Consider the following 19472-nt stretch of genomic DNA (forward strand, 5'->3'; position numbering starts at 1 on the left):
CGGCGTGAGCCGCCTCGAATGCCTGGCGCTGGCCGCGCTGTCGCTGTTGTTGGCGGGCTGGATGCTCGCACGGATGCTCGAATACCACGCGCTGCTGGAACGCACCGCCGCCATGCAGGTAGTGTCGGCAACGCGCACGGCGATGGCGGTGCGGGTGGCGCGCATGGCGGGCAGGGGGCCGGAAGCGCTGGAGGCGCTGGCCCAGGAAAATCCGGTGAGCTGGCTGGCGCATCCGCCCAGGAATTACCAGGGTGAGTACTACCGGCCGGCCGCTGGCACCATCAAGCCCGGTCACTGGTATTTCGACCGTTCTGATAAGAGTTTCAACTTTTTGCAAACTAACGACACTTTTTCTCCAAGGACATCAAAATTGCTTAAGTTCAAGGTAGAATTGTTGCGTGAGCTCGCTCCGGACGGCAAGAATGGACGGAATGTAGCGATTCTCGGACTGGTGCTCAGGTCAGTAGTCGACCGGGTGGCATCCAAACACCACTAAAAAACGCGGGTCGTCCGCACCATTTCTTTAAACGGAGAGCGCTTCATGAACAAGAATTTCCAGGCCGGTAAGCAAGGCGGTTTCACCCTGATCGAACTGATCGTCGTCATCGTCATCCTCGGCATCCTGGCCGCGACCGCGCTGCCGAAGTTTGCCGACCTGGGCGGCGATGCCCGCCTGGCCAGCATGAAGGCAGCCAAGGGCGCAGTGGCTTCGACCTCGGCCATGGTGCATGCCAAGGCGCTGATCAACAACAATGACAATGCTGTCAGCCTCGAAGGCACCAGCGTCAGCGTTCTCAACCGTTATCCAAACGCGAACGACAACTTTGCGACCGCAGCCGGCCTGAGCTCGACCGACTACAATTTCTCGACCGCCAATGGCGTGATGACCGTGACCGTCAAGGGCGCTGTCACTCCTGCGACTTGCGGCTTCACCTACACCAACGCTGCGGCCAATGCGGCACCGGTGATCGCCGACATCGCTTCGCTCGACTGCAAGTAATCCCCGGGCCAGCCCCGCTGGACCACCCGCCACCCTGGACGACATGAGGAACCGATGAAACATCGTTTCGCGCCTGTTAGCCAGGGTGGTTTCACGTTGATCGAACTGGTCGTCGTGATCGTCATCCTCGGCGTGCTGGCAGCCATCGCGCTGCCGAAATACGCCAGCATGGGCGGCGACGCCCGCGCAGCGAGCCTCAAGGCGGCCAGGGGCGCGATCGTCGCCGCCGCGGCCATGGCCCACGCCCAGGCCCTGCTCGACAGCAGCGCCGCCACGGTCACCATGGAAGGCGTGCAGGTCGCGCTGACCAATGGCTATCCGGCCGCGGGCACCGACCTTGAGGCGCGCACCTTCGCCGAACTGGCGGGCTTGAGCCCCGACGACTACGACTTCGAAACCTTCAAGGACGAGCTGATCGTCCGTCCCAAGGGCGTGAGCGCCGCCAACGAGATGCGTTGTTTTGTCAGCTACCAGCCGCCTGCCTCGGCCAACCGCGGTCCGTCGATCACCGAAGGCACGCTGGAAGGCACCCGCAATTTCAGCTGCGGCTGATTTCCTTCCGACTCCTCGCATTGCACCGTGCCTGCCTCGGCGCAGGTCTTTTCGACGGCTGCGCGCCTGCTTCCCCGCCACGCAACCATGGCGTGACCAGAGTGGCGAATTCACAATAGCTGTCGCTTGTTCATCCCTTGGCGGTTCGGATGACATGTCTTGACAACGAAAACGTCCCCGCAGAGCGAAAAACCCGTTTCTTTTACGCCCTTGTACCGCTTTTTTTGATCGGTTGCGGCGCGTCTTGAATATAATCAAGACTTGGATCAATTCATTTCTTCGCCGACAGGACAGTTGCCGCTTGATGCGTTTTTTTAAGAAAGCCAGAAAGAAGGAAGGGTGGTTGGCCATTGCTGTCCAGCGTGACGGCGTGGCCGCGGCCAGCATCAAGCGCGGCGACGGCAAGCCCTTCGTACGCTTTGCACACTTTCTTCCCGGCGAGGCCGATGCGGTGCTGGAAAAGGCTGGCCGCGAAGGGCATGCCGACGCCTACCGCTGCGCGACCTTGCTGGGCGGCGGCGAATACCAGGTCCTGAGCGTCGAGTCGCCCAACGTGCCGAAGGAAGAAATGCGCACGGCCGTCCGCTGGCGCCTGAAGGACATGCTCGACTTCCCGGTGGCCGAGGCCACGGTGGACGTGCTCGACATCCCCGTCGACCAGGGCGGCGCCGCCCGCGCCCAGCAATCGATCTTTGCCATTGCCGCGCGCAACAGCGTGATCGCTCCGCGCCAGAAGCTGTTCCTGGACGCGAAGATCGACCTGGCCGTGATCGACATCCCTGAAATGGCACAGCGCAATATCTCGGCCTTGCTGGAGCCCGAAGGGCGCGGCGTGGCCATGCTCTCGTTCGGCGCCGACGGCGGGCTGCTGACGGTGTCCTTCCGCGGCGAGCTCTACCTGTCGCGCCGCTTCGACGTGACGCTCGACCTGCTGCTCGAGACGGACCACGACCGCAAGCACGCCAGCTTCGACCGCATCACGCTCGAGCTGCAGCGTTCGCTCGACAACTTCGAGCGCCAGTTCTCCTTCATTAGCGTTTCCAAGCTGCTGCTGGCGCCGTCGGCCGTGACCGGCCTCGACGAATACCTGTCGAGCAACATGTACATGCCGGTCGAGACGCTCGACCTGGCAACCGTCTTCGATTTCAGCCGCACCCCCGAGCTGGCCGACGCCGCGCAGCAGGCGCGCTTCTTCCTGGCCCTGGGCGCGGCCCTGCGGGTCGAGGTGGCGGCATGAGCCAGCAGATCAACCTGTTCAACCCGGCCTTCCTGCCGCAGAAGAAGGTCCTGAGCGCGCCGATGATGGGCGCGGCGCTGCTGGTGCTGGTGGCCGGCATCGCGGGCCTGAACGTGGTGCTGCGCGCCCAGACCGCGCGCATGCAGGCCGAGGCCGACGCAGGGGCCACCGAGCTGGCGCGCAAGCAGGCGCGCCTGGCGTCGGTGAATGCCGAATTTGCGCCGCGCAAGAAGACCGCCGAGATCGACGCCGAGATCCAGCAGGCCGACGCCCAGCTGGCCGGCCTGCGCCATGTCTCGGGCGTGCTCCAGCGCGGCGAGCTCGGTTCCACCGCGGGCTTCGCCGGCTATTTTCAGGCCTTTGCGCGCCAGAGCGTGCCCGGCCTGTGGCTGACGGGCGTCACCATCGCCGGCCAGGACATCGGCATCCAGGGTCGCACGCTCGACCCGGCCCTGGTGCCCGGCTATATCAGCCGGCTGACCCAGGAGCCGCTCCTGCAGGGCAAGTCGTTTGCCAGCCTGCAGATTGGCCAGGCCGAGCAGCTCACCACCACCGATGCGCAGGGCAAGCAGAGCAGGGCGCCGGCGCCTTACGTCGAATTCAGCCTGCAATCGGTGCCGGCGAGCACGGAGGCGCCGCGTCCATGAAACAGCGCCTGATCCAGCTGGCCGCGCGCGTGGACGCGCTCACCCTGCGCGAACGCGCCCTGGTCTTCGGCGCGGCGGTGGTGCTGGTCGCCTTTGTCGGCTACCAGCTGGTGCTCTCGCCGATCTACCGCACCCAGGAAGCCTTGCTGGAGCAGATCCTCCAGCAGCGCAACAACATGATGGGCATCGACAGCGAGATCGTGGCCAAGGTCGAGGCCTACCAGGTCGACCCGGACGCCCAGGCCCGCAGCCGCCTCGAGAACCTGAAACAGGAAACCGCGCGCATGGGCGAGTCGCTGCTGGGGATGCAGGACGGCCTGGTGCCGCCGGAGCGCATGGCGCCGCTGGTCGACGCGATCCTGCGATCCAATGGCCGCCTGCAGCTGGTGGCGCTGCGCACGCTGCCGGTCGAAACGATTTCCGCCGGCGCCACGCCGGCCGCGGCGCCTGCCACCGCTCCTGCCGGCACGGGCGCCACGGCCGCGGCGCCTGCGCCGGTCGAGGCCGCTGCCGGCGCGCCAGCCGACCTGCTGTTCCGCCATGGCGTCGAAGTGACGGTGCGCGGCAATTATCTCGACATGATCAACTACATGAGCGCACTCGAAGCCATGCCGACCCGGCTGTTCTGGGGCAAGGCGCAGCTCGACGTGGAGCAATACCCGGCCTCCCGCCTCACGCTCACGCTGTATACCCTGAGTCTCGACCGGAATTGGATGAAGCTGTGAAGACATCGACCGCACTGACCCTGGCCGCATTCGTGCTGGCTTCCCCTTACGCGGCGGCGCAGGCCGGCGCCCAGCTGACCGACCCAACCCGGCCGCCGGCCACGCTCGGCCTGCGCGCCGGCGCGGACGGCGCCAACGATGGCCTGCCGCGCCTGCAGTCGGTCCTGATTTCGCCGCGCCAGGGCGGCCGCCACGTCGCCGTGATCGACGGCGAGACCGTGCGCCTGGGCGAGCGCTTCAAGGGCGCGCGCGTGGCCCGCATGACGCAGACCGAAGTGGAGCTGGTGCGCGGTAGCGAACGCCAGGTGCTGCAGCTGCATCCGGCCGCCACGCTGGCCGGCGCGCCCGCCGCCAAACTGGCCAATTGACGGAGGCCTAGATGCGCACCTTCCTGATTCCCGGCGCCGTCCTTGGCGCGCTGTTGCTGGCCGGTTGCCAGAGCGCGCCGAAGCAGGACGCCTATGACGCGATCGGCCGCGAAATGGCGCGCGCCAACAGCCAGCCTTCGGCCACGCCGGCGGTGGACGACGCCGTCGCCAATGCACTGCTGCCGCCGGCCGCGGCGCTGGCCGGCAGCCTGCCGAAGGCGCGTCCGGCGCTGGAAGAGCGCTTCAACGTCTCGTTCAACAACGTGCCCGCGCAGCAGTTCTTCCGCTCGATCGTGGCCGGCACCCGCTACAACATGCTGGTGCACCCGGACGTGGGCGGCAGCATCAGCGCCAACCTGAAGGACGTCACCCTGCTCGAGACGCTCGAGGCGGTCAAGGAGATGTACGGCTACGACTACAAGATCGACGGCACCCGGATCACCATCCGCCCGCTCACCATGCAGACCCGGATGTTCCACGTGAACTACCTGGTGGCGCAACGCCGCGGCACCTCGAACCTGCGCGTGACCTCGACCTCGGTGGCGAGCGCCGGCACCAGCAACAACGGCGGCAACGGCCAGGGCAACCAGGGCAACCAGGGCAACAACAACGGCAACCAGGGCAACAACAACGGCAACAACGGCAACCCGAACGGCAGCGCCGGCGTGCTGATGGAAAGCACCGACGTCAACACGACTTCGGTCAACGATTTCTGGGCCGACCTGAAGGCGGCGGTCTTGGCCATCGTCGGCTCGAACGAGGGCGGGCGCAGCGTGGTGATCAGCCCGCAGTCGGGCGTGCTGGTGATCCGCGCCATGCCCGACGAGCTGCGCAGCGTCGACATGTACCTGAAGGCGACCCAGCTCTCGGTGGACCGACAGGTGATCCTGGAAGCCAAGATCCTCGAAGTGGAACTCAACGACAGCTTCCAGAGCGGCATCAACTGGGCGTCCTTCGCTTCGTTCCGCGGTTCGCACGCCAACCGCGTGTCCGCCGGCATGATCTCGCCGGGCGCCAACCTGGCGCCGCTGCCGTTCGACGGCGGCCAGCCGGCCCTGATCAACAACGGCGCAGGCCTGGCCGCCAGCACGGGCTTTTCGCTGTCGCAGGCGGCCAATGCGGCCGGCTCGCTGTTCGGCTTCGCTTTCCAGACCAATAATTTCGCGGCCTTGATCTCCTTCCTGGAGTCGCAGGGCACCGTGCACGTGCTCTCCAGCCCGCGCGTGGCGGCGATGAACAACCAGAAGGCCGTGCTCAAGATCGGCACCGACGAGTTCTACGTCACCGGCGTGACCACCACCACCAACTCCACCGCCTCGGGCAACACGACCACGCCGAGCATCACGCTGCAGCCTTTCTTCTCGGGCGTGGTGCTGGACGTGACCCCGCAGATCGACGACAAGGGCAACATCCTGCTGCACGTGCACCCGTCGGTGAGCCAGGTCACCACCGTCAACAAGGGCGTCAACCTCGGCACCGGCGGCACGTTGAACCTGCCGCTGGCGGCATCGTCCACCAGCGAGCTCGACAGCATCGTGCGGGGGCAGAACGGCCGCGTGGTCGCCATCGGCGGCCTGATGCGCCAGGCCTCGACCGGCGACACCGACCAGCTGCCGGGCGCCGGCCGGGTACCGGTGCTGGGCGCGCTGTTCCGCAACAAGAGCCGTGTCAACCAGAAGCGCGAACTGGTCGTGCTGATCAAGCCGACCATCGTCGAAGGCGCCAACGACTGGAGCCAGGATCTGCTCGACACCAGCCGCCGCATCGACAGCCTGGACCCGTCCAGCCAGGACATCACCCGTCCGGCCCAGCCGGGTCGCAAGTAATGTACGCGGCACACTTCGGCCTGCGCGAGCTGCCGTTCGGGATCACCCCGGACACCAGCTTCTTCTTCGGCAGTCCGCGCTCGCAGGAAGCGCTCAACACGCTGCTGGTCGCGGCGCGCAGCGGCGAAGGCTTCATCAAGATCACCGGCGAAGTCGGCACCGGCAAGACCCTCCTGTGCCGCAAGTTCATGGCCACCTTGGGCGACGGTTTCGTCACCGCCTATATCCCGAATCCCTACCTAGAGCCGCGCACCCTGATGCTGGCGCTGGCCGACGAGCTCGAGATCGTGCTTGGGCGCGACGTCGACCAGCACCAGCTGCTCAAGGCCATCAACGAGCGCCTGCTGGCCCTGGCCGGGCACGGCCTGCAGGTGGTGCTGTGCCTGGACGAAGCGCAGGCCATTCCAGTGGAGAGCCTGGAGGCATTGCGGCTCCTGACCAACCTCGAGACCGAAAAGCGCAAGCTGCTGCAGATCGTGCTGTTCGGCCAGCCGGAACTGAACCGCAAGCTCGAACTGGACCAGATCCGCCAGCTGGCCCAGCGCATCACCTTCCACTACCATCTCGGCCCGCTCTCGCGCGACGACCTGGATTACTATGTGGCGCACCGGCTGCGCGTGGCGGGGTTCACGGGCGCGCGCATGTTTTCCCCGGGCGCGATCCGCCGCCTGTACACCTATAGCCGCGGCGTGCCGCGCCTGGTGAACATCCTGGCGCACAAGTCGCTGATGCTGGCCTACGGGCAGGGCAGGCAGCAGGTGGGCGCCGGCCACGTGATGACGGCGGCGATCGACACCGTGGGCGCCAGGCGCCGCTACTGGCCCTGGCTGGCCGCGAGCGGCGTGCTGGCCGGCGCCGCGGCCGGCATTGCATGGGCATTCGTACGATGAGCTTGATTAACAAGATGCTGCAGGACCTCGACGCGCGCGGCGGCCATCCCGGTCCGCTTGCCGCGTCGCCCGAGATCAAGACCGTGCTCGCACCCGAGCGCGGTGTTCCATGGGTGCGCGTGGCGCTGATCGGCGGCCTGGTGGCGGGGCTCGGGATGTCGGCGTATGTGGCGTGGCGCCTGCAGCAGGGCGGGGCGGTGCAGCCTGCCGCGAAGGCGGCGCTCGCACCGGTGGTGTTGCCGGTCGCTGCGCCTGCGCCTGCGCCCGTGGCGGCCGCACCGGTGGTGGAACAGGCCGAGCCGCCTGCACCGGCAGAACCCGAGCCGGTCGTGCAGGCGCCCGCGCCAGCGCCGGAGCCGAAGCAGACGCCCAAGGCGGAACCGGCACCGGTGAAGAAGGAAGCGCCGCCGCGCGAAAAGGCAGTAGCGAAGGCGCCCGTGAACACCGAGGCGCCGCAAGCGCCCGCTGCCCGGCCCGCCGGACCGGCCAAGGCCATCGCCGGCCGCGTCGAGACGACGGCGCAGCGCGCCGAGAATGGCTACCGCCGCGCGCTGGCCAGCCTGGACGAGGGCAGGGTGAGCGAAGCGATCGGCCACCTGCAGTCGGCCCTGCGCGCCGACCCGCGCCACGACGCCTCGCGCCAGACCCTGGTCAGCCTGCTGATCGAAGCCAAGCGGCCGGAGGAGGCCATGCGCCAGCTCGGCGCCGCGCTCGCGCTCGATCCGGCCCAGCCGGCCATGGCGATGCTGATGGCGCGGCTGCAGATGGAGCGCGGCAGCCCCGGCATCGATACCCTGCTGCGCACCTTGCCGCATGCGGCGGGCAATGGCGAATACCATGCCTTCCTGGCCGGCGCGCTGCAGCGCGAAGGCCGCCACCGCGAGGCGGCCGAGCATTACCAGGCGGCGCTGCGCACGGCGCCGCAGAATGGTGTGTGGTGGATGGGGCTGGGGATTTCGCTGCAGGCCGAGAAGCGCAATGCGGAGGCGGGCGAGGCGTATGCGAAGGCGCGCGCGAGCGCAACGCTGTCGCCCGAACTGCAGGCCTTCGTCGAGCGCAAGCTCAAGACCCTGGCGCGTTGACGTTCATTCGCTCGTGACCGCCTGGGCAGGAAACCTGCCCACCCTACGGGATCAAGGCGACGACGGCTTCAGAGCCGGGCGAGGCTTTCCAGCGCCCGGTGCAGCGTCTCATCCTTCTTCGCAAAACAGAAACGCACGATCCCCGATTCGGTCGGCTGGCTGTAGAACGCCGACACGGGAATGGCCGCCACTTTCGCTTCCACTGTCAGCCAGGTGGCGAAGTCCGCTTCCGGCAGGTTCGATATGGCGCCGTAGCGCACGCACTGGAAGTACGTCCCGTCCGAGGGCAGCAATTCGAAGCGCGATCCGGCCAGCCCTGCGCGGAACAGGTCGCGCTTTTGCTGGTAGAAGGCGGGCAGCGCCAGGTAGGGCTGGGGATCGGCCATATAGGCCGCGATCCCGTGCTGCATCGGCGTATTCACCGTGAACACGTTGTATTGGTGGACCTTGCGAAATTCCTTCATGAGGGGAGCCGGCGCCGCCACATAGCCGACCTTCCAGCCGGTGACGTGGTAGGTCTTGCCGAAGCTCGAGATCACGAAGGCCCGTTCGGCCAGCCCTGGGTAGCGCGCAACCGATTCGTGGCGCTCGCCATCGAACACCATGTGCTCGTAGACCTCGTCGGACAGCACCAGGATGTCGGTGCCGGCCACGATGCCGGCCAGCGCCTCGAGGTCGGCGGCGCGCAGGATCGCGCCGGTGGGATTGTGCGGCGAGTTGACGACGACCATGCGCGTGCGCGGCGAGACCGCGGCGGCCACCGCATCCCAGGGCACGCTGTAGCCGTCTTCGCCTAGCCGCATCGCCACCGGTTTCGCCACGCCGCCGGCCAGCGCGATCGCCGGCAGGTAGCAGTCGTAGGCCGGCTCGATCACGATCACTTCGTCGCCCGGGTGCACGCTGCACAGGATCGCGCTCTGGATCGCCTGCGAGGCGCCGCTGGTGACGGTGATCTCGGCGGCGTGGTCGTAGCGGCGCCCGTACAGGGCCTCGACCTTGGCGGCGATCGCCTCGCGCAGGGCCGGCACCCCGGCCATGGGCGGATACTGGTTATGGCCCGCGCGCATGGCCTCGTTCACGTGGTCGACCAGCTTCGGATCGCAGCCGAAATCGGGGAAGCCCTGTCCCAGGTTGACGGCCTTGTGCTCGAGAGCGAGTTGGGACATCCGGGTGAAGACGGTGGTGCCGACCTGGGGCAGGCGGGTGCGCAGTACGGGTGTGGTCATGGCATGAAGAATAAAAAACGATAGGGCTATTCTAGCGCGGCGGCGTGTTGCTCACTGAGCCTGGCCTTGAGCCAGGCCTCGGGCAGCATGATGCGAAACATGCCTTCGCGCGTGGTGCGCCGGTTCAGCTTGAGCAAGGCCTTGTCCTTGGTGATCAGGACGGCGGCGCCGGCGTCGCGCGCCAGTTCCAGGAATTTCTGGTCGTCGTGGTCGGTGCAGACCGGCAGGCGCACGTGTTTCGCGTCCGGCGCCACCACGTGCAGCAGGGAATCGAAGCGGCTTGCCGCCTCGGCGCGCGAAGCTTCGTCCAGCGGCAGGTGCGGATAGCGCAGCACCGCCAGGTATTCGTCGCGGCAGTCGGCGCGCGTCACGGCCAGGATCTCGCCCGATTCCAGCGCGCCGAGCAGCTCGGCCCAGCGCGGATCGCGGAACACGAACAGGTCGAGGCAGACATTGGTGTCGATGACGATGGCTTGGCGTGGAACGGGTATCATGGCGGAAATATTTTCTTGAATTAACTTAAGCAAAGCTGTCTGAAACGATGCTGATTGTCCTGTCGCCCGCCAAATCCCTCGATCTCGAATCCCCCAGCACCACCAGGAAACACACGACACCGGAATTCATCCCGCAGGCCCACGAGCTGATCGAGGTGCTGCGCGCCTATTCACCTGGCCAGGTCGCCGAGCTGATGGACCTGTCCGACAACCTGGCGATACTCAACGTCTCGCGCTATGCCCACTGGGACGCGGACCATGCGACCGCGCGCCAGGCGATCATGTCCTTCGACGGGGACGTGTATGGCGGCCTGGACGCCCGTACGCTGGGCAGCAAGGAACTCGACTACGCCCAGCGCCATGTGCGTATCCTGTCGGGCCTGTATGGCCTGCTGCGCCCGCTGGACCGCATGCATCCTTACCGGCTCGAGATGGGCACGCGCCTGCCGAATGCCCGCGGCAGCAACCTGTACGCGTTCTGGGGCGACAGTGTGACCGCCGCGCTGAACCGGCAGGCCGTGGACACCAGGGCAAAGGCGCTGGTCAACCTGGCCTCGGAAGAATACTTCAAGTCGGTCAAGCCCAGGCTGCTCGAGGTACCCGTCATCACGCCGGTATTCGAGGACTGGAAGAACGGCAAGTACAAGATCATCTCGTTCTTCGCCAAGCGCGCACGCGGCCTGATGGCGCGCTATGCGGCCCAGCACGGAATCAAGAAGCCAGAACAGCTCAAGGACTTCGACCTCGATGGCTATGCCTTCGACGCCGCCGTTTCAAGCGAACGCAGCTGGGTGTTCCGCCGCCGCGCCGAATGAAAAGCGGCGCGGCCGGTTCGAGACCGGCCGCGCAGGCGGGTACATAGCTTAGAGCGCGTCTTTCGGCGAGGGCTTCGGGCCGGACTTGGCCCAGAACTTCCACCATGGCGCGTCGCCCGTCGCGTTCGGGTTCAGGAAGCGGCTGTTCGGGTAGTTGGCCACGAACACGCGCTGGGCGTCGTCGCGCAGCACCGGCATGCCGAGCTTGTCGTAGGCGCGGATCATGATGAACATGGCTTCCTCGCGCGCCGGCGCGTCGCTGTAGTCCTTGACCGCAGCCTGGGCGCGGTTGAGGGAGGCCAGGAAGGCGCCGCGGCGGTAGTAGTAATTCGCCACGTGCACTTCGTACTGGGCCATCGCGTTGACCAGGTAGTTCATGCGCGAGATCGCGTCCGGCGCATATTTACTGTTCGGGAATTTATCGACCAGCACCTTGAAGGCGGCGAAGGCTTCGCGCGTGGCCTTCGGGTCGCGCTCGGTCGGATCCTGCGAATAGATGAAGCTCAGGAAGCCCAGCTGGTCGTTGAAATTGATCAGGCCGCGCAGGTAGTACATGTAGTCCACCTGCGGGTGGTTCGGGTGGAGCTTGATGAAGCGCTCGACCGCGGCCAGGGCCTCGGCCTGGTCCTGGGCCTTGTAATGGGCGTAGGCGATTTCCATCTGCGCCTGCGCGGCATAGGTGCCGAACGGATAGTTCGATTCAAGGCGCTCGAACAGCTTGATTGCCGCTTCATAGTGGCCGCCATTCATCTCATCGCGCGCCTCAGCGTATAATTTCTCCGCTGACCAGTTTTTGGTGTCATCGGAGCGTTCCGGCAGCATACTGCACGCGGACAGGCCGACAAAGGCGCAAGCGGCAACCAACACAGACAATTTTTTTTGCATAGCTCTTTGCAAGAAATGTTTTACCTAGATTCAACGAACGGCTGATTATAGCCGATGGGACTCACGTGATATTAACTCCTGCGCCGAATTCGGCGGAAATGCCTTTTGACCCCGATCTCGAGACCAATCTCGACGATGACCTGGAGGGCGGCTTCGAGCTCGCTTCCCCAGGCATCGACGCGTCGCCGATCACCCTGCACCTCACGCCCGAGGTCTGCGGACAGCGCCTCGACAAGGTGATTGCCGGCCTGGTGCCGCAATTCTCGCGCGCGCGCCTGCAGCTCTGGTTCGAGGCCGGCTTCGTCAAGGTCGACGGCAAGACCGCGCGCGGCAAGGACACCGCCTACGGCGACGAGACCGTCGTCATCGAACCGCAGGCCGCGCCCGAAGACACGGCTTTCACGCCGGAAGCCATGGAGCTGGACATCGTCTACGAAGACGATGACATCCTGGTGGTGAACAAGCCGGCCGGCCTGGTCGTGCACCCGGGCGCGGGCAACTGGTCGGGCACGCTGCTCAACGGCCTGCTGCACCACGCGCCGCAACTGGTGGGCGTGCCGCGCGCCGGCATCGTGCACCGCCTCGACAAGGACACCAGCGGCCTGATGGTGGTGGGCAAGACGCTGGCTGCGCAGACCGACCTGGTGCGCCAGCTGCAGGCGCGCACCGTCAAGCGCGAATACTTCGCGCTGGTCTGGGGCACGCCGCGCCTGCGCGGCACCATCGACGCCGGCATGGGCCGCCACCCGAAGGACCGCGTCAAGATGGCGGTCTCGTCCAGCCCCTTCTCCAAGCCGGCGATCACGCACTACAAGCTGGTCTCGACCGGCACCCTGGACCGCCGTCCGGTATCGCTGGTGCGCTGTAACCTGGAGACCGGCCGCACCCACCAGATCCGCGTGCACATGCAGCACCTGGGCTTCGCGCTGATCGGCGACTCGGTCTACGGCAAGCAGCACCTGACCCCTGTCTTCCACCGCCAGGCGCTGCAGGCACGCCGCCTCGGCCTGGTGCACCCGGCTACCGGCGAGCCATGCGAGTGGACCGTGCCGCTGGCCGCCGATTTCGCCGAACTGATCGCGCGCGCCGGCATGCCGGAGCCGGGCGACGCCAACGCCGAAGACTGATGCAGCACGCCGATCTCGTCTGGCCGGACTGGCCCGACCTGCCGGCCTCGGTGGGTGCGCTGGCGACCGGCCGTCGTGGCGGGGTCAGTACCGGGCCCTACGATGACGGCAAGGGCGGCGGAGGCCTGAACCTGGGCCTGCACTGCGGCGACGATCCCGACGCCGTGCGCGTCAACCGCGAGCGCCTGCAGGCTTTCCTGCCGGGGCGTCCTGCCTGGATCGCGCAGGTGCATGGCGCCGACGTGGTCGACGCGGCGACCGTCGGGCCGGACCAGCCGGTGCGCACGGGCGACGCCAGCATCGCGTCGCGCGCCGGCCTGGTGTGCGCCGTGATGACGGCCGATTGCCTGCCGGTGCTGTTCGCCGATCTGGAGGGCAAGGTGGTGGGCGCGGCCCATGCCGGCTGGCGCGGATTGGCGGCCGGGGTGCTGGGCGAAACGGTGCGCGCCATGCGGCTTGCCGGCGCCGGCGAGATCACTGCCTGGCTCGGACCGGCGATCGGCCCGACCGCCTTCGAGGTGGGTGAAGATGTGCTCGAGGCTTTCATGACGGCGTTGCCGGGCGAGGCGACGCGCGCGGCGTTTGCGCCAAAATTTGACCAACCGTCAAAATATCTGGCCGACATGGGTGCGCTGGCGCACCTGATGCTGGCGCGCGATGGAATCACGCGCATCCACGGGGGCGGCCTGTGCACGGCCACGGCGCCAGAACGTTTCTATTCCTACCGGCGCGACCACGTCACCGGCCGCCAGGCCAGTTTGATCTGGATCAAATAATCCAAGCTGGTCTCGGCGACAATATTCAGTCGCCACCGCCGCCATCGCCGCCGCCGTCATCCCCACCGTGATCGTCAGCGTGCGGCCTGCCCCCCGCTTTTGCCGGCATCGGGGCAGGCAGTCCTCCGTCTCCCGCGCCCGCCTGGACGGCGGCTTCGCGCCCGGCCCGGGCCGCGCGCCGCGCACGCCGCCGTTTCGACCCGGTGAGATAAAAAAGGATGGATAATGGCAGCACGCAATAGCAGAGGAAGGTCATGAGACCGTGCACGATACTCGGTTCGGTTGCAGCCATGAGCGCGACGACGTATATCCAGGCAACGGCTACGATCCACATGATGTTCCCTTGAATTCAAGAATGTAATCGCTGATTCTACCAACGGATGCCTACATGAACATGCCTGACCCGCAAGCTTTCGCCGCCACCTGGATGTCCCAGTTCGCCGACCCGACGCTCTGGCAGGGCTGGATGACCGCGCCACAGGCGATGCCGCCCGTGGCGCCGCCGATGGGCGCCAATCCCTTGGCCGCCATCCTGAAAGATGCCGGCGCCGGCATCCCGCCGGCCAGGCTGGAAAGCCTGCGCGACGACTACCTCAAGAAAGCCGGCCAGCTGTGGCAGGACTTCGTGGTCGGCAAGAAGCCCGAGCTGCACGACAAGCGCTTCTCGGCCTCCGAATGGCAGGAGAACCCGCTGTCGGCCTTCTCGGCCGCGTCCTACCTGCTCAATTCGCAGTTCATGCTGGCCCTTGCCGATGCGGTGGAGGCCGGCCCGCGCGAGCGCCAGAAGATCCGCTTCGCGGTGCAGCAGCTGGTCGACGCGATGTCGCCGGCCAATTTCTTCGCCACGAATCCGGAAGCGCAGAAGAAGCTGCTCGAAACCAAGGGCGAAAGCCTGGCCAAGGGCTTGAGCAATATGCTGTCGGACATGCAGAAAGGCCGTATCTCGCAGACCGACGAATCGGCCTTCGAAGTGGGCCGCAATGTCGGTACCTCGGCCGGACAGGTGGTGTTCGAGAACGAATTGTTCCAGCTGATCCAGTACACGCCGACTACGCCGACCGTCAAGGCCGTGCCGCTGCTGATGGTCCCGCCCTGCATCAACAAGTTCTACATCCTCGATCTGCAGCCCGAGAATTCGCTGGTGCGCTACGTGGTGGAGCAGGGCAATACCGTGTTCATGGTCTCGTGGCGCAACCCTGACCGCGAGCTCGGCAACACCACCTGGGACGATTACGTCGAGACCGGCGCCATCAAGGCGATCGAGGTCGTGCGCGAGATCACGGGCCAGGAAAAAACCCATGTGTTCGGCTTCTGCGTGGGCGGCACCATCGCCGCCACCGCCTTGTCCGTGCTGGCTGCGCGCGGCCAGCAGCCGGCGGCCAGCATGTCGCTCCTGACCACGCTGCTCGATTTTTCCGACACCGGCGTGCTCGAAGTCTTCGTCGACGAGACCCAGGTGGCCCAGCGCGAGCAAAAGCTGGCCAAGGGCGGCCTGATGCCGGGCCGCGACCTGGCCACTACCTTCTCGGCCCTGCGCCCGAACGACCTGGTGTGGAACTATGTGCAGCAGAACTACCTCAAGGGGAAGGAGCCGCCGGCCTTCGACCTGCTGTACTGGAATGCCGACAGCACCAACTTGCCGGGGCCGATGTTCTGCTGGTACCTGCGCAATACCTACCTGGAAAACAAGCTGAAGGTGCCCGGTGCGCTCAGCGTGTGCGGGGTGCCGGTCGACCTGGGCCGGATCGAGGCGCCGGTCTTCCTGTACGGCTCGAAGGAAGACCATATCGTGCCCTGGGAAGCGGCGTTTGCGTCGATGGAGCTGCTCAACCCGAAGAACCCGAAAGCCAACCGCTACGTGCTGGGCGCCTCGGGGCATATCGCTGGCGTGATCAATCCCGCCTCGAAGAACAAGCGCAGCTACTGGGTGAACGACAAGGGCGGCAAGCAGCGTCCGAAGACGGCCGGGGCCTGGATGGCAGGCGCGGTCGAGAACAAGGGCAGCTGGTGGCCGGAGTGGGCGAAGTTCCTGTCGGAAAATGGCGGGGCGGATGTGCCTGCGCCTGCCGTTGCGGGCAACGGGCGTTACCAGCCGACCGAACCGGCCCCTGGCCGTTACGTCAAGGCCCGGGCAGACTGAACCTGCGGCGTGGGGAATGCGCGGCAAATCGGGATCGCGATCGCCGCCGCACTACGCGTTTGCATTGCCAAAACATCCACGAACGTGAGCAGTCTAATAATTGCTGCACCTGCGTGCGGGTCGTGGTATGGTTAGATCCTGTTCGTCCCGCAGGGCAATATCCGGCTCGGCGGTGCAGGACAAGCGCCGGTTTTTTGGACCTAACTAAAAAAAATAGCGCGCGGCATACCCTGCCGCAGCGCACAACGACGAGACACGAGATGAGCAGTACGAAAAAAAGTGCAGAACGCCTGATCAAGAAGTATCCGAACCGCCGTTTGTACGATACGCAGACCAGTTCCTATATCACCCTGACCGACGTGAAGCAGTTGGTGCTCGACGCCGACGAGTTTACCGTGGTCGATGCCAAGAGCAACGAAGACCTGACCCGTGCGATCCTGCTCCAGATCATCCTGGAAGAGGAAGCCAATGGCGCCCCGATGTTCTCGAGCGCCGTGCTGTCGCAGATCATCCGCTACTACGGCCATGCCATGCAGGGCATGATGGGGTCCTACCTGGAAAAGAACGTGCAGGCCTTCACCGACATCCAGAACAAGTTCACCAGCAGCGCTGCCGGCGCCGTCGAGGGCAAGCCCTTCAGCCCGGAAATGTGGACCCAGTTCATGAACGTCCAGGGCCCGATGATGCAGGGCATGATGAACAGTTATATCGACCAGTCGAAAAACCTGTTCCTCCAGATGCAGGAACAGATGCAAAGCCAGAGCAAGGCCATGTTCGGCGCTTTCCCTTTCCCGGGCATCGTTCCGCCGCCGACGGACAAGAAGTAATAGTGTAGCAATGACCGGCCCGCACACCCTGTTGCGGCCGCCGGCAAAACCTCCCGGGTGGTTCGACTGGGCCATCCGCTTCCTGTACAATCGCGGATTGCCCAGAATCTTTGCATCCGCCCATGACTGAACTCCGCCGCAATCCGATCCTCGACTCCGCCACCGCCAACGCGGCTGCCAGGGTTGCCCCCGCCGTCGCTCCCGCGCTCGTCATTCCGAGCCCGGCGGCAGGCGTGGCGGCGCCGAAGGTCGGCTTCGTCTCGCTCGGCTGCCCGAAGGCGCTGGTCGATTCCGAGCAGATCCTCACCCAGCTGCGCGCCGAAGGCTACCAGACCGCCAACTCCTACGACGGCGCCGACCTCGTGATCGTCAACACCTGCGGCTTCATCGACGCCGCGGTGCAGGAGTCGCTCGACGCGATCGGCGAGGCCCTGGCCGAGAACGGCAAGGTGATCGTCACCGGCTGCCTGGGAGCGAAGAAGGACGCCGCTGGCGACGACATCATCACCAAGGTGCACCCGAAGGTGCTGGCCGTGACCGGCCCGCATGCGGTGACCGAGGTGATGGAATCGGTCCACCTGCACCTGCCCAAGCCCCAGCACAACCCGTTCCTGGACCTGGTGCCGGATACGGGCGTCAAGCTCACGCCCAAGCACTACGCCTACCTGAAGATTTCCGAGGGCTGCAACCACCGCTGCAGCTTCTGCATCATCCCCTCGATGCGCGGCGACCTGGTGTCGCGCCCGATCCACGAGGTGCTGCAGGAAGCCGAGAACCTGTTCAAGGCCGGCGTCAAGGAACTGCTGGTGATCTCGCAGGACACCAGCGCCTACGGCGTGGACGTCAAGTTCAAGCTTGGGTTCTGGAAGGGCCGCCCGGTCAAGACCCACATGACCCAGCTGGCCGAAGCCCTGCGCGAGATGGCGCGCGAGCACGGCGCCTGGGTGCGCATGCACTATGTCTATCCTTACCCGCACGTCGACCAGGTGATTCCCCTGATGAGCGACGGCCACCTGCTGCCTTACCTGGACATCCCGATGCAGCATGCGCACCCGGATGTGTTGAAGCGCATGAAGCGCCCGGCCAGCGGCGAGAAGAACCTCGACCGCATCCTGGCATGGCGCAAGATGAATCCGGACCTGACGATCCGCTCGACCTTCATCGCCGGCTTCCCGGGCGAGACCGAAGAGGAATTCGACTACCTGCTGGACTTCCTGCGCGAAGCCCAGATCGACCGCCTCGGCTGCTTTGCCTACTCGCCGGTGGAAGGCGCGACCGCCAACGAGCTGGCCAATCCGGTGCCGGAAGCGGTGCGCGAAGAGCGCCGCGCGCGCGTGATGCTGCTGCAGGAAGAGATTTCGCTCAAGCGCATGCAGGCCAAGGTCGGCCGCACCATGCGCGTGCTGGTGGACGAAGTCGGCGCGCGCGAAGCGATCGGCCGTTCCAGCGCCGATGCGCCGGAAATCGACGGCGTGGTCCACATCAAGCGCTCGCTCACCCCGGGCAAGGCCAAGCCGACTGTTGGCCAGTTCATCGACGTGGTCATTACCAAGGCCGACGCCCACGACCTGTGGGCCAGCGTCGCCTGAGCTGTTGACAACCCGAAGCCGCGAGGGCGCAATCGCATGAAGAAGACGTCGGTCCAGACCTCCCTGATCCACAGCGATTACCTGCCGCCCGCCGGCTTCGACGCCTTTCCGCCCGGGATCCACCACGCCTCGACCGTCCTGTTCGAGAACGTGGCCGCGATGCGCTCGAGCCAGTGGAAGGACAAGAGCGGCTATACCTACGGCCTGCACGGCACCCCCACCACCTTCACGCTGGAAGCGCGCCTGGCCGCCATCGAAGGCGGGCAGCATTGCCTGCTCGCGCCCTCGGGCCTGGCTGCGATCGCGATGATCGACTTCGCGCTGCTCAAGAGCGGCGACGACGTGCTCCTGCCCGATAATGTCTATAACCCGAACCGCGAGCTGGGACGCTGGCTGGCGCAGGATTTCGGCGTCACCGCGCGCTTTTACGACCCGATGGCCGGCGCCGGGATTGCGCAGCTGATCCAGCCGAATACGAAGCTGCTCTGGGCCGAGGCGCCCGGGTCGGTGTCGATGGAAGTGCCCGACCTCCCGGCCCTGTGCCAGGCGGCAAAGGAGCGGGGCGTGCTGGTCGCACTGGACAATACCTGGGCCGCGGGGCTGGCCCTGCGCGGCTTCGACGTCGGCGCCGACATCGTCATGCACGCCCTGACCAAATACCAGTCGGGCGGCGCGGACCTCTTGATGGGTGCGGTGATCACGCGCGAGCGTGAACTCAACGACCGGCTGGCGCAGGCCCACATGCGCCTCGGTTATGGGGTCGGCGCGGACGACGCCTACCTGGTGATGCGGGGCTTGCCGACCATGAAGCTGCGCTTCGATGCGCACGATGCCGGTGCGCGCATGGTCGCGGCCTGGCTCAAGGCCCGGCCCGAGATTGCCAGGGTGCTGCACCCGGCCTTCGAGGACTGTCCAGGCCACGCCAACTGGAAGCGCGACTTTTCCGGGGCCGGCGGTTTGTTCTCGGTCCTGTTCGATGCGCGCTACAGCGAAGAGCAGGTCGACCGTTTCGTGGACGCCCTTGCGCTGTTCGGCATCGGCTACAGCTGGGGTGGTCCGAACAGCCTGGTGATGCCATACCGGATCCGCGCGATGCGGTCCAGCTGGGAAGACAAGGGCGTACTGGTGCGCCTGAATATCGGCCTGGAAGATACTGCCGACCTGATCGGCGACCTCGAGCGGGCGCTCGGCGTGCTCGGATAGCGTTGGCCAGTTGGCGAAAGAAGAGACCACCTCCGGGTGGTTTTTTTACGCCCATACTCGAGC

General features: G+C 66.0%; 21 protein-coding genes. 17 read left to right on the forward strand and 4 right to left on the reverse strand.

What is annotated here, in order from left to right:
- Positions 1-4: 4 nt before the first annotated feature.
- From AC3XQU_RS08695 to AC3XQU_RS08740, 10 genes are all read left to right on the forward strand, one after another.
- Positions 5-496 (forward strand): hypothetical protein, encoded by a 492-nt coding sequence (locus AC3XQU_RS08695; RefSeq protein WP_489873757.1) that lies wholly within the window; start codon positions 5-7, stop codon positions 494-496.
- Positions 497-541: 45 nt separating this feature from the next.
- Positions 542-1000, forward strand: coding sequence for a prepilin-type N-terminal cleavage/methylation domain-containing protein (locus tag AC3XQU_RS08700; RefSeq protein WP_489873758.1), 459 nt, complete (start codon positions 542-544; stop codon positions 998-1000).
- A gap of 54 nt (positions 1001-1054) precedes the next feature.
- Positions 1055-1552 carry a prepilin-type N-terminal cleavage/methylation domain-containing protein gene (locus tag AC3XQU_RS08705; protein ID WP_489873759.1) on the forward strand — a complete coding sequence of 166 codons (498 nt, stop codon included), beginning with the start codon at positions 1055-1057 and terminating at the stop codon, positions 1550-1552.
- A 304-nt stretch (positions 1553-1856) separates the two neighbouring features.
- Positions 1857-2789 carry an agglutinin biogenesis protein MshI gene (locus tag AC3XQU_RS08710; RefSeq protein ID WP_489873912.1) on the forward strand — a complete coding sequence of 311 codons (933 nt, stop codon included), beginning with the start codon at positions 1857-1859 and terminating at the stop codon, positions 2787-2789.
- Positions 2786-3436, forward strand: a complete 651-nt coding sequence (locus AC3XQU_RS08715) for a PilN domain-containing protein (protein ID WP_489873760.1) — start codon at positions 2786-2788, stop codon at positions 3434-3436. Before AC3XQU_RS08710 ends, AC3XQU_RS08715 begins: the two co-directional genes overlap by 4 nt.
- Positions 3433-4161 carry a type II secretion system protein M gene (locus AC3XQU_RS08720; RefSeq protein ID WP_489873761.1) on the forward strand — a complete coding sequence of 243 codons (729 nt, stop codon included), beginning with the start codon at positions 3433-3435 and terminating at the stop codon, positions 4159-4161. Before AC3XQU_RS08715 ends, AC3XQU_RS08720 begins: the two co-directional genes overlap by 4 nt.
- Positions 4158-4529, forward strand: a complete 372-nt coding sequence (locus AC3XQU_RS08725) for a hypothetical protein (protein WP_489873762.1) — start codon at positions 4158-4160, stop codon at positions 4527-4529. Before AC3XQU_RS08720 ends, AC3XQU_RS08725 begins: the two co-directional genes overlap by 4 nt.
- A gap of 11 nt (positions 4530-4540) precedes the next feature.
- The gene (gene mshL, locus AC3XQU_RS08730) at positions 4541-6355 is read left to right on the forward strand and encodes a pilus (MSHA type) biogenesis protein MshL (protein ID WP_489873763.1); all 1815 of its coding nucleotides are present in this window, start codon (positions 4541-4543) and stop codon (positions 6353-6355) included.
- Positions 6355-7245 carry an ExeA family protein gene (locus tag AC3XQU_RS08735; protein WP_489873764.1) on the forward strand — a complete coding sequence of 297 codons (891 nt, stop codon included), beginning with the start codon at positions 6355-6357 and terminating at the stop codon, positions 7243-7245. Before mshL ends, AC3XQU_RS08735 begins: the two co-directional genes overlap by 1 nt.
- Positions 7242-8327, forward strand: a complete 1086-nt coding sequence (locus tag AC3XQU_RS08740; protein WP_489873765.1) for a tetratricopeptide repeat protein — start codon at positions 7242-7244, stop codon at positions 8325-8327. Before AC3XQU_RS08735 ends, AC3XQU_RS08740 begins: the two co-directional genes overlap by 4 nt.
- Before the next feature lie 68 nt (positions 8328-8395).
- Here the strand turns inward: AC3XQU_RS08740 and AC3XQU_RS08745 are convergent, their stop codons facing one another.
- Both AC3XQU_RS08745 and AC3XQU_RS08750 read right to left on the reverse strand, forming a co-directional pair.
- On the reverse strand, positions 8396-9553 hold the full coding sequence (locus AC3XQU_RS08745) for a pyridoxal phosphate-dependent aminotransferase (RefSeq protein WP_489873766.1): 1158 nt from the start codon (positions 9551-9553) through the stop codon (positions 8396-8398).
- A gap of 26 nt (positions 9554-9579) precedes the next feature.
- Positions 9580-10047 (reverse strand): putative toxin-antitoxin system toxin component, PIN family, encoded by a 468-nt coding sequence (locus tag AC3XQU_RS08750; protein ID WP_489873767.1) that lies wholly within the window; start codon positions 10045-10047, stop codon positions 9580-9582.
- A gap of 47 nt (positions 10048-10094) precedes the next feature.
- Between AC3XQU_RS08750 and yaaA the strand changes: the two genes are divergently transcribed.
- Positions 10095-10862, forward strand: a complete 768-nt coding sequence (gene yaaA / locus AC3XQU_RS08755; protein ID WP_489873768.1) for a peroxide stress protein YaaA — start codon at positions 10095-10097, stop codon at positions 10860-10862.
- 48 nt (positions 10863-10910) lie between these two features.
- Here yaaA and AC3XQU_RS08760 read toward each other — a convergent pair whose 3' ends face one another.
- Positions 10911-11747 (reverse strand): outer membrane protein assembly factor BamD, encoded by an 837-nt coding sequence (locus tag AC3XQU_RS08760; protein ID WP_489873769.1) that lies wholly within the window; start codon positions 11745-11747, stop codon positions 10911-10913.
- 98 nt (positions 11748-11845) lie between these two features.
- Here AC3XQU_RS08760 and AC3XQU_RS08765 point away from each other — a divergent pair, with 98 nt between their 5' ends.
- Together AC3XQU_RS08765 and pgeF are read left to right on the forward strand one after the other, a co-directional pair.
- Entirely contained in the window at positions 11846-12874 is a 1029-nt protein-coding gene (locus AC3XQU_RS08765) for an RluA family pseudouridine synthase (RefSeq protein ID WP_489873770.1), read from the forward strand.
- The gene (gene pgeF / locus AC3XQU_RS08770; protein WP_489873771.1) at positions 12874-13650 is read left to right on the forward strand and encodes a peptidoglycan editing factor PgeF; all 777 of its coding nucleotides are present in this window, start codon (positions 12874-12876) and stop codon (positions 13648-13650) included. The genes AC3XQU_RS08765 and pgeF overlap by 1 nt, the downstream gene beginning before the upstream one ends.
- A gap of 25 nt (positions 13651-13675) precedes the next feature.
- Here pgeF and AC3XQU_RS08775 read toward each other — a convergent pair whose 3' ends face one another.
- Entirely contained in the window at positions 13676-13984 is a 309-nt protein-coding gene (locus AC3XQU_RS08775; RefSeq protein ID WP_489873772.1) for a hypothetical protein, read from the reverse strand.
- Between the two features lie 54 nt (positions 13985-14038).
- On the opposite strand from AC3XQU_RS08775, the gene phaC reads away from it, so the two are divergent.
- The 4 genes from phaC (at position 14039) to AC3XQU_RS08795 (ending at position 19409) form a co-directional block, all read left to right on the forward strand.
- A complete protein-coding gene (gene phaC / locus AC3XQU_RS08780; protein WP_489873773.1) occupies positions 14039-15790 on the forward strand; it encodes a class I poly(R)-hydroxyalkanoic acid synthase in 1752 nt (583 codons plus the stop codon).
- Between the two features lie 260 nt (positions 15791-16050).
- Positions 16051-16617, forward strand: a complete 567-nt coding sequence (gene phaR / locus AC3XQU_RS08785) for a polyhydroxyalkanoate synthesis repressor PhaR (protein WP_489873774.1) — start codon at positions 16051-16053, stop codon at positions 16615-16617.
- 122 nt (positions 16618-16739) lie between these two features.
- Positions 16740-18206: a 30S ribosomal protein S12 methylthiotransferase RimO gene (gene rimO / locus AC3XQU_RS08790; RefSeq protein ID WP_489873775.1), complete on the forward strand. Its 1467-nt coding sequence runs from the start codon at positions 16740-16742 to the stop codon at positions 18204-18206.
- A 36-nt stretch (positions 18207-18242) separates the two neighbouring features.
- Entirely contained in the window at positions 18243-19409 is a 1167-nt protein-coding gene (locus tag AC3XQU_RS08795; protein ID WP_489873776.1) for a cystathionine beta-lyase, read from the forward strand.
- Positions 19410-19472: the final 63 nt, after the last annotated feature.

Source organism: Telluria sp. AZSoR62 (genome assembly GCF_058111565.1).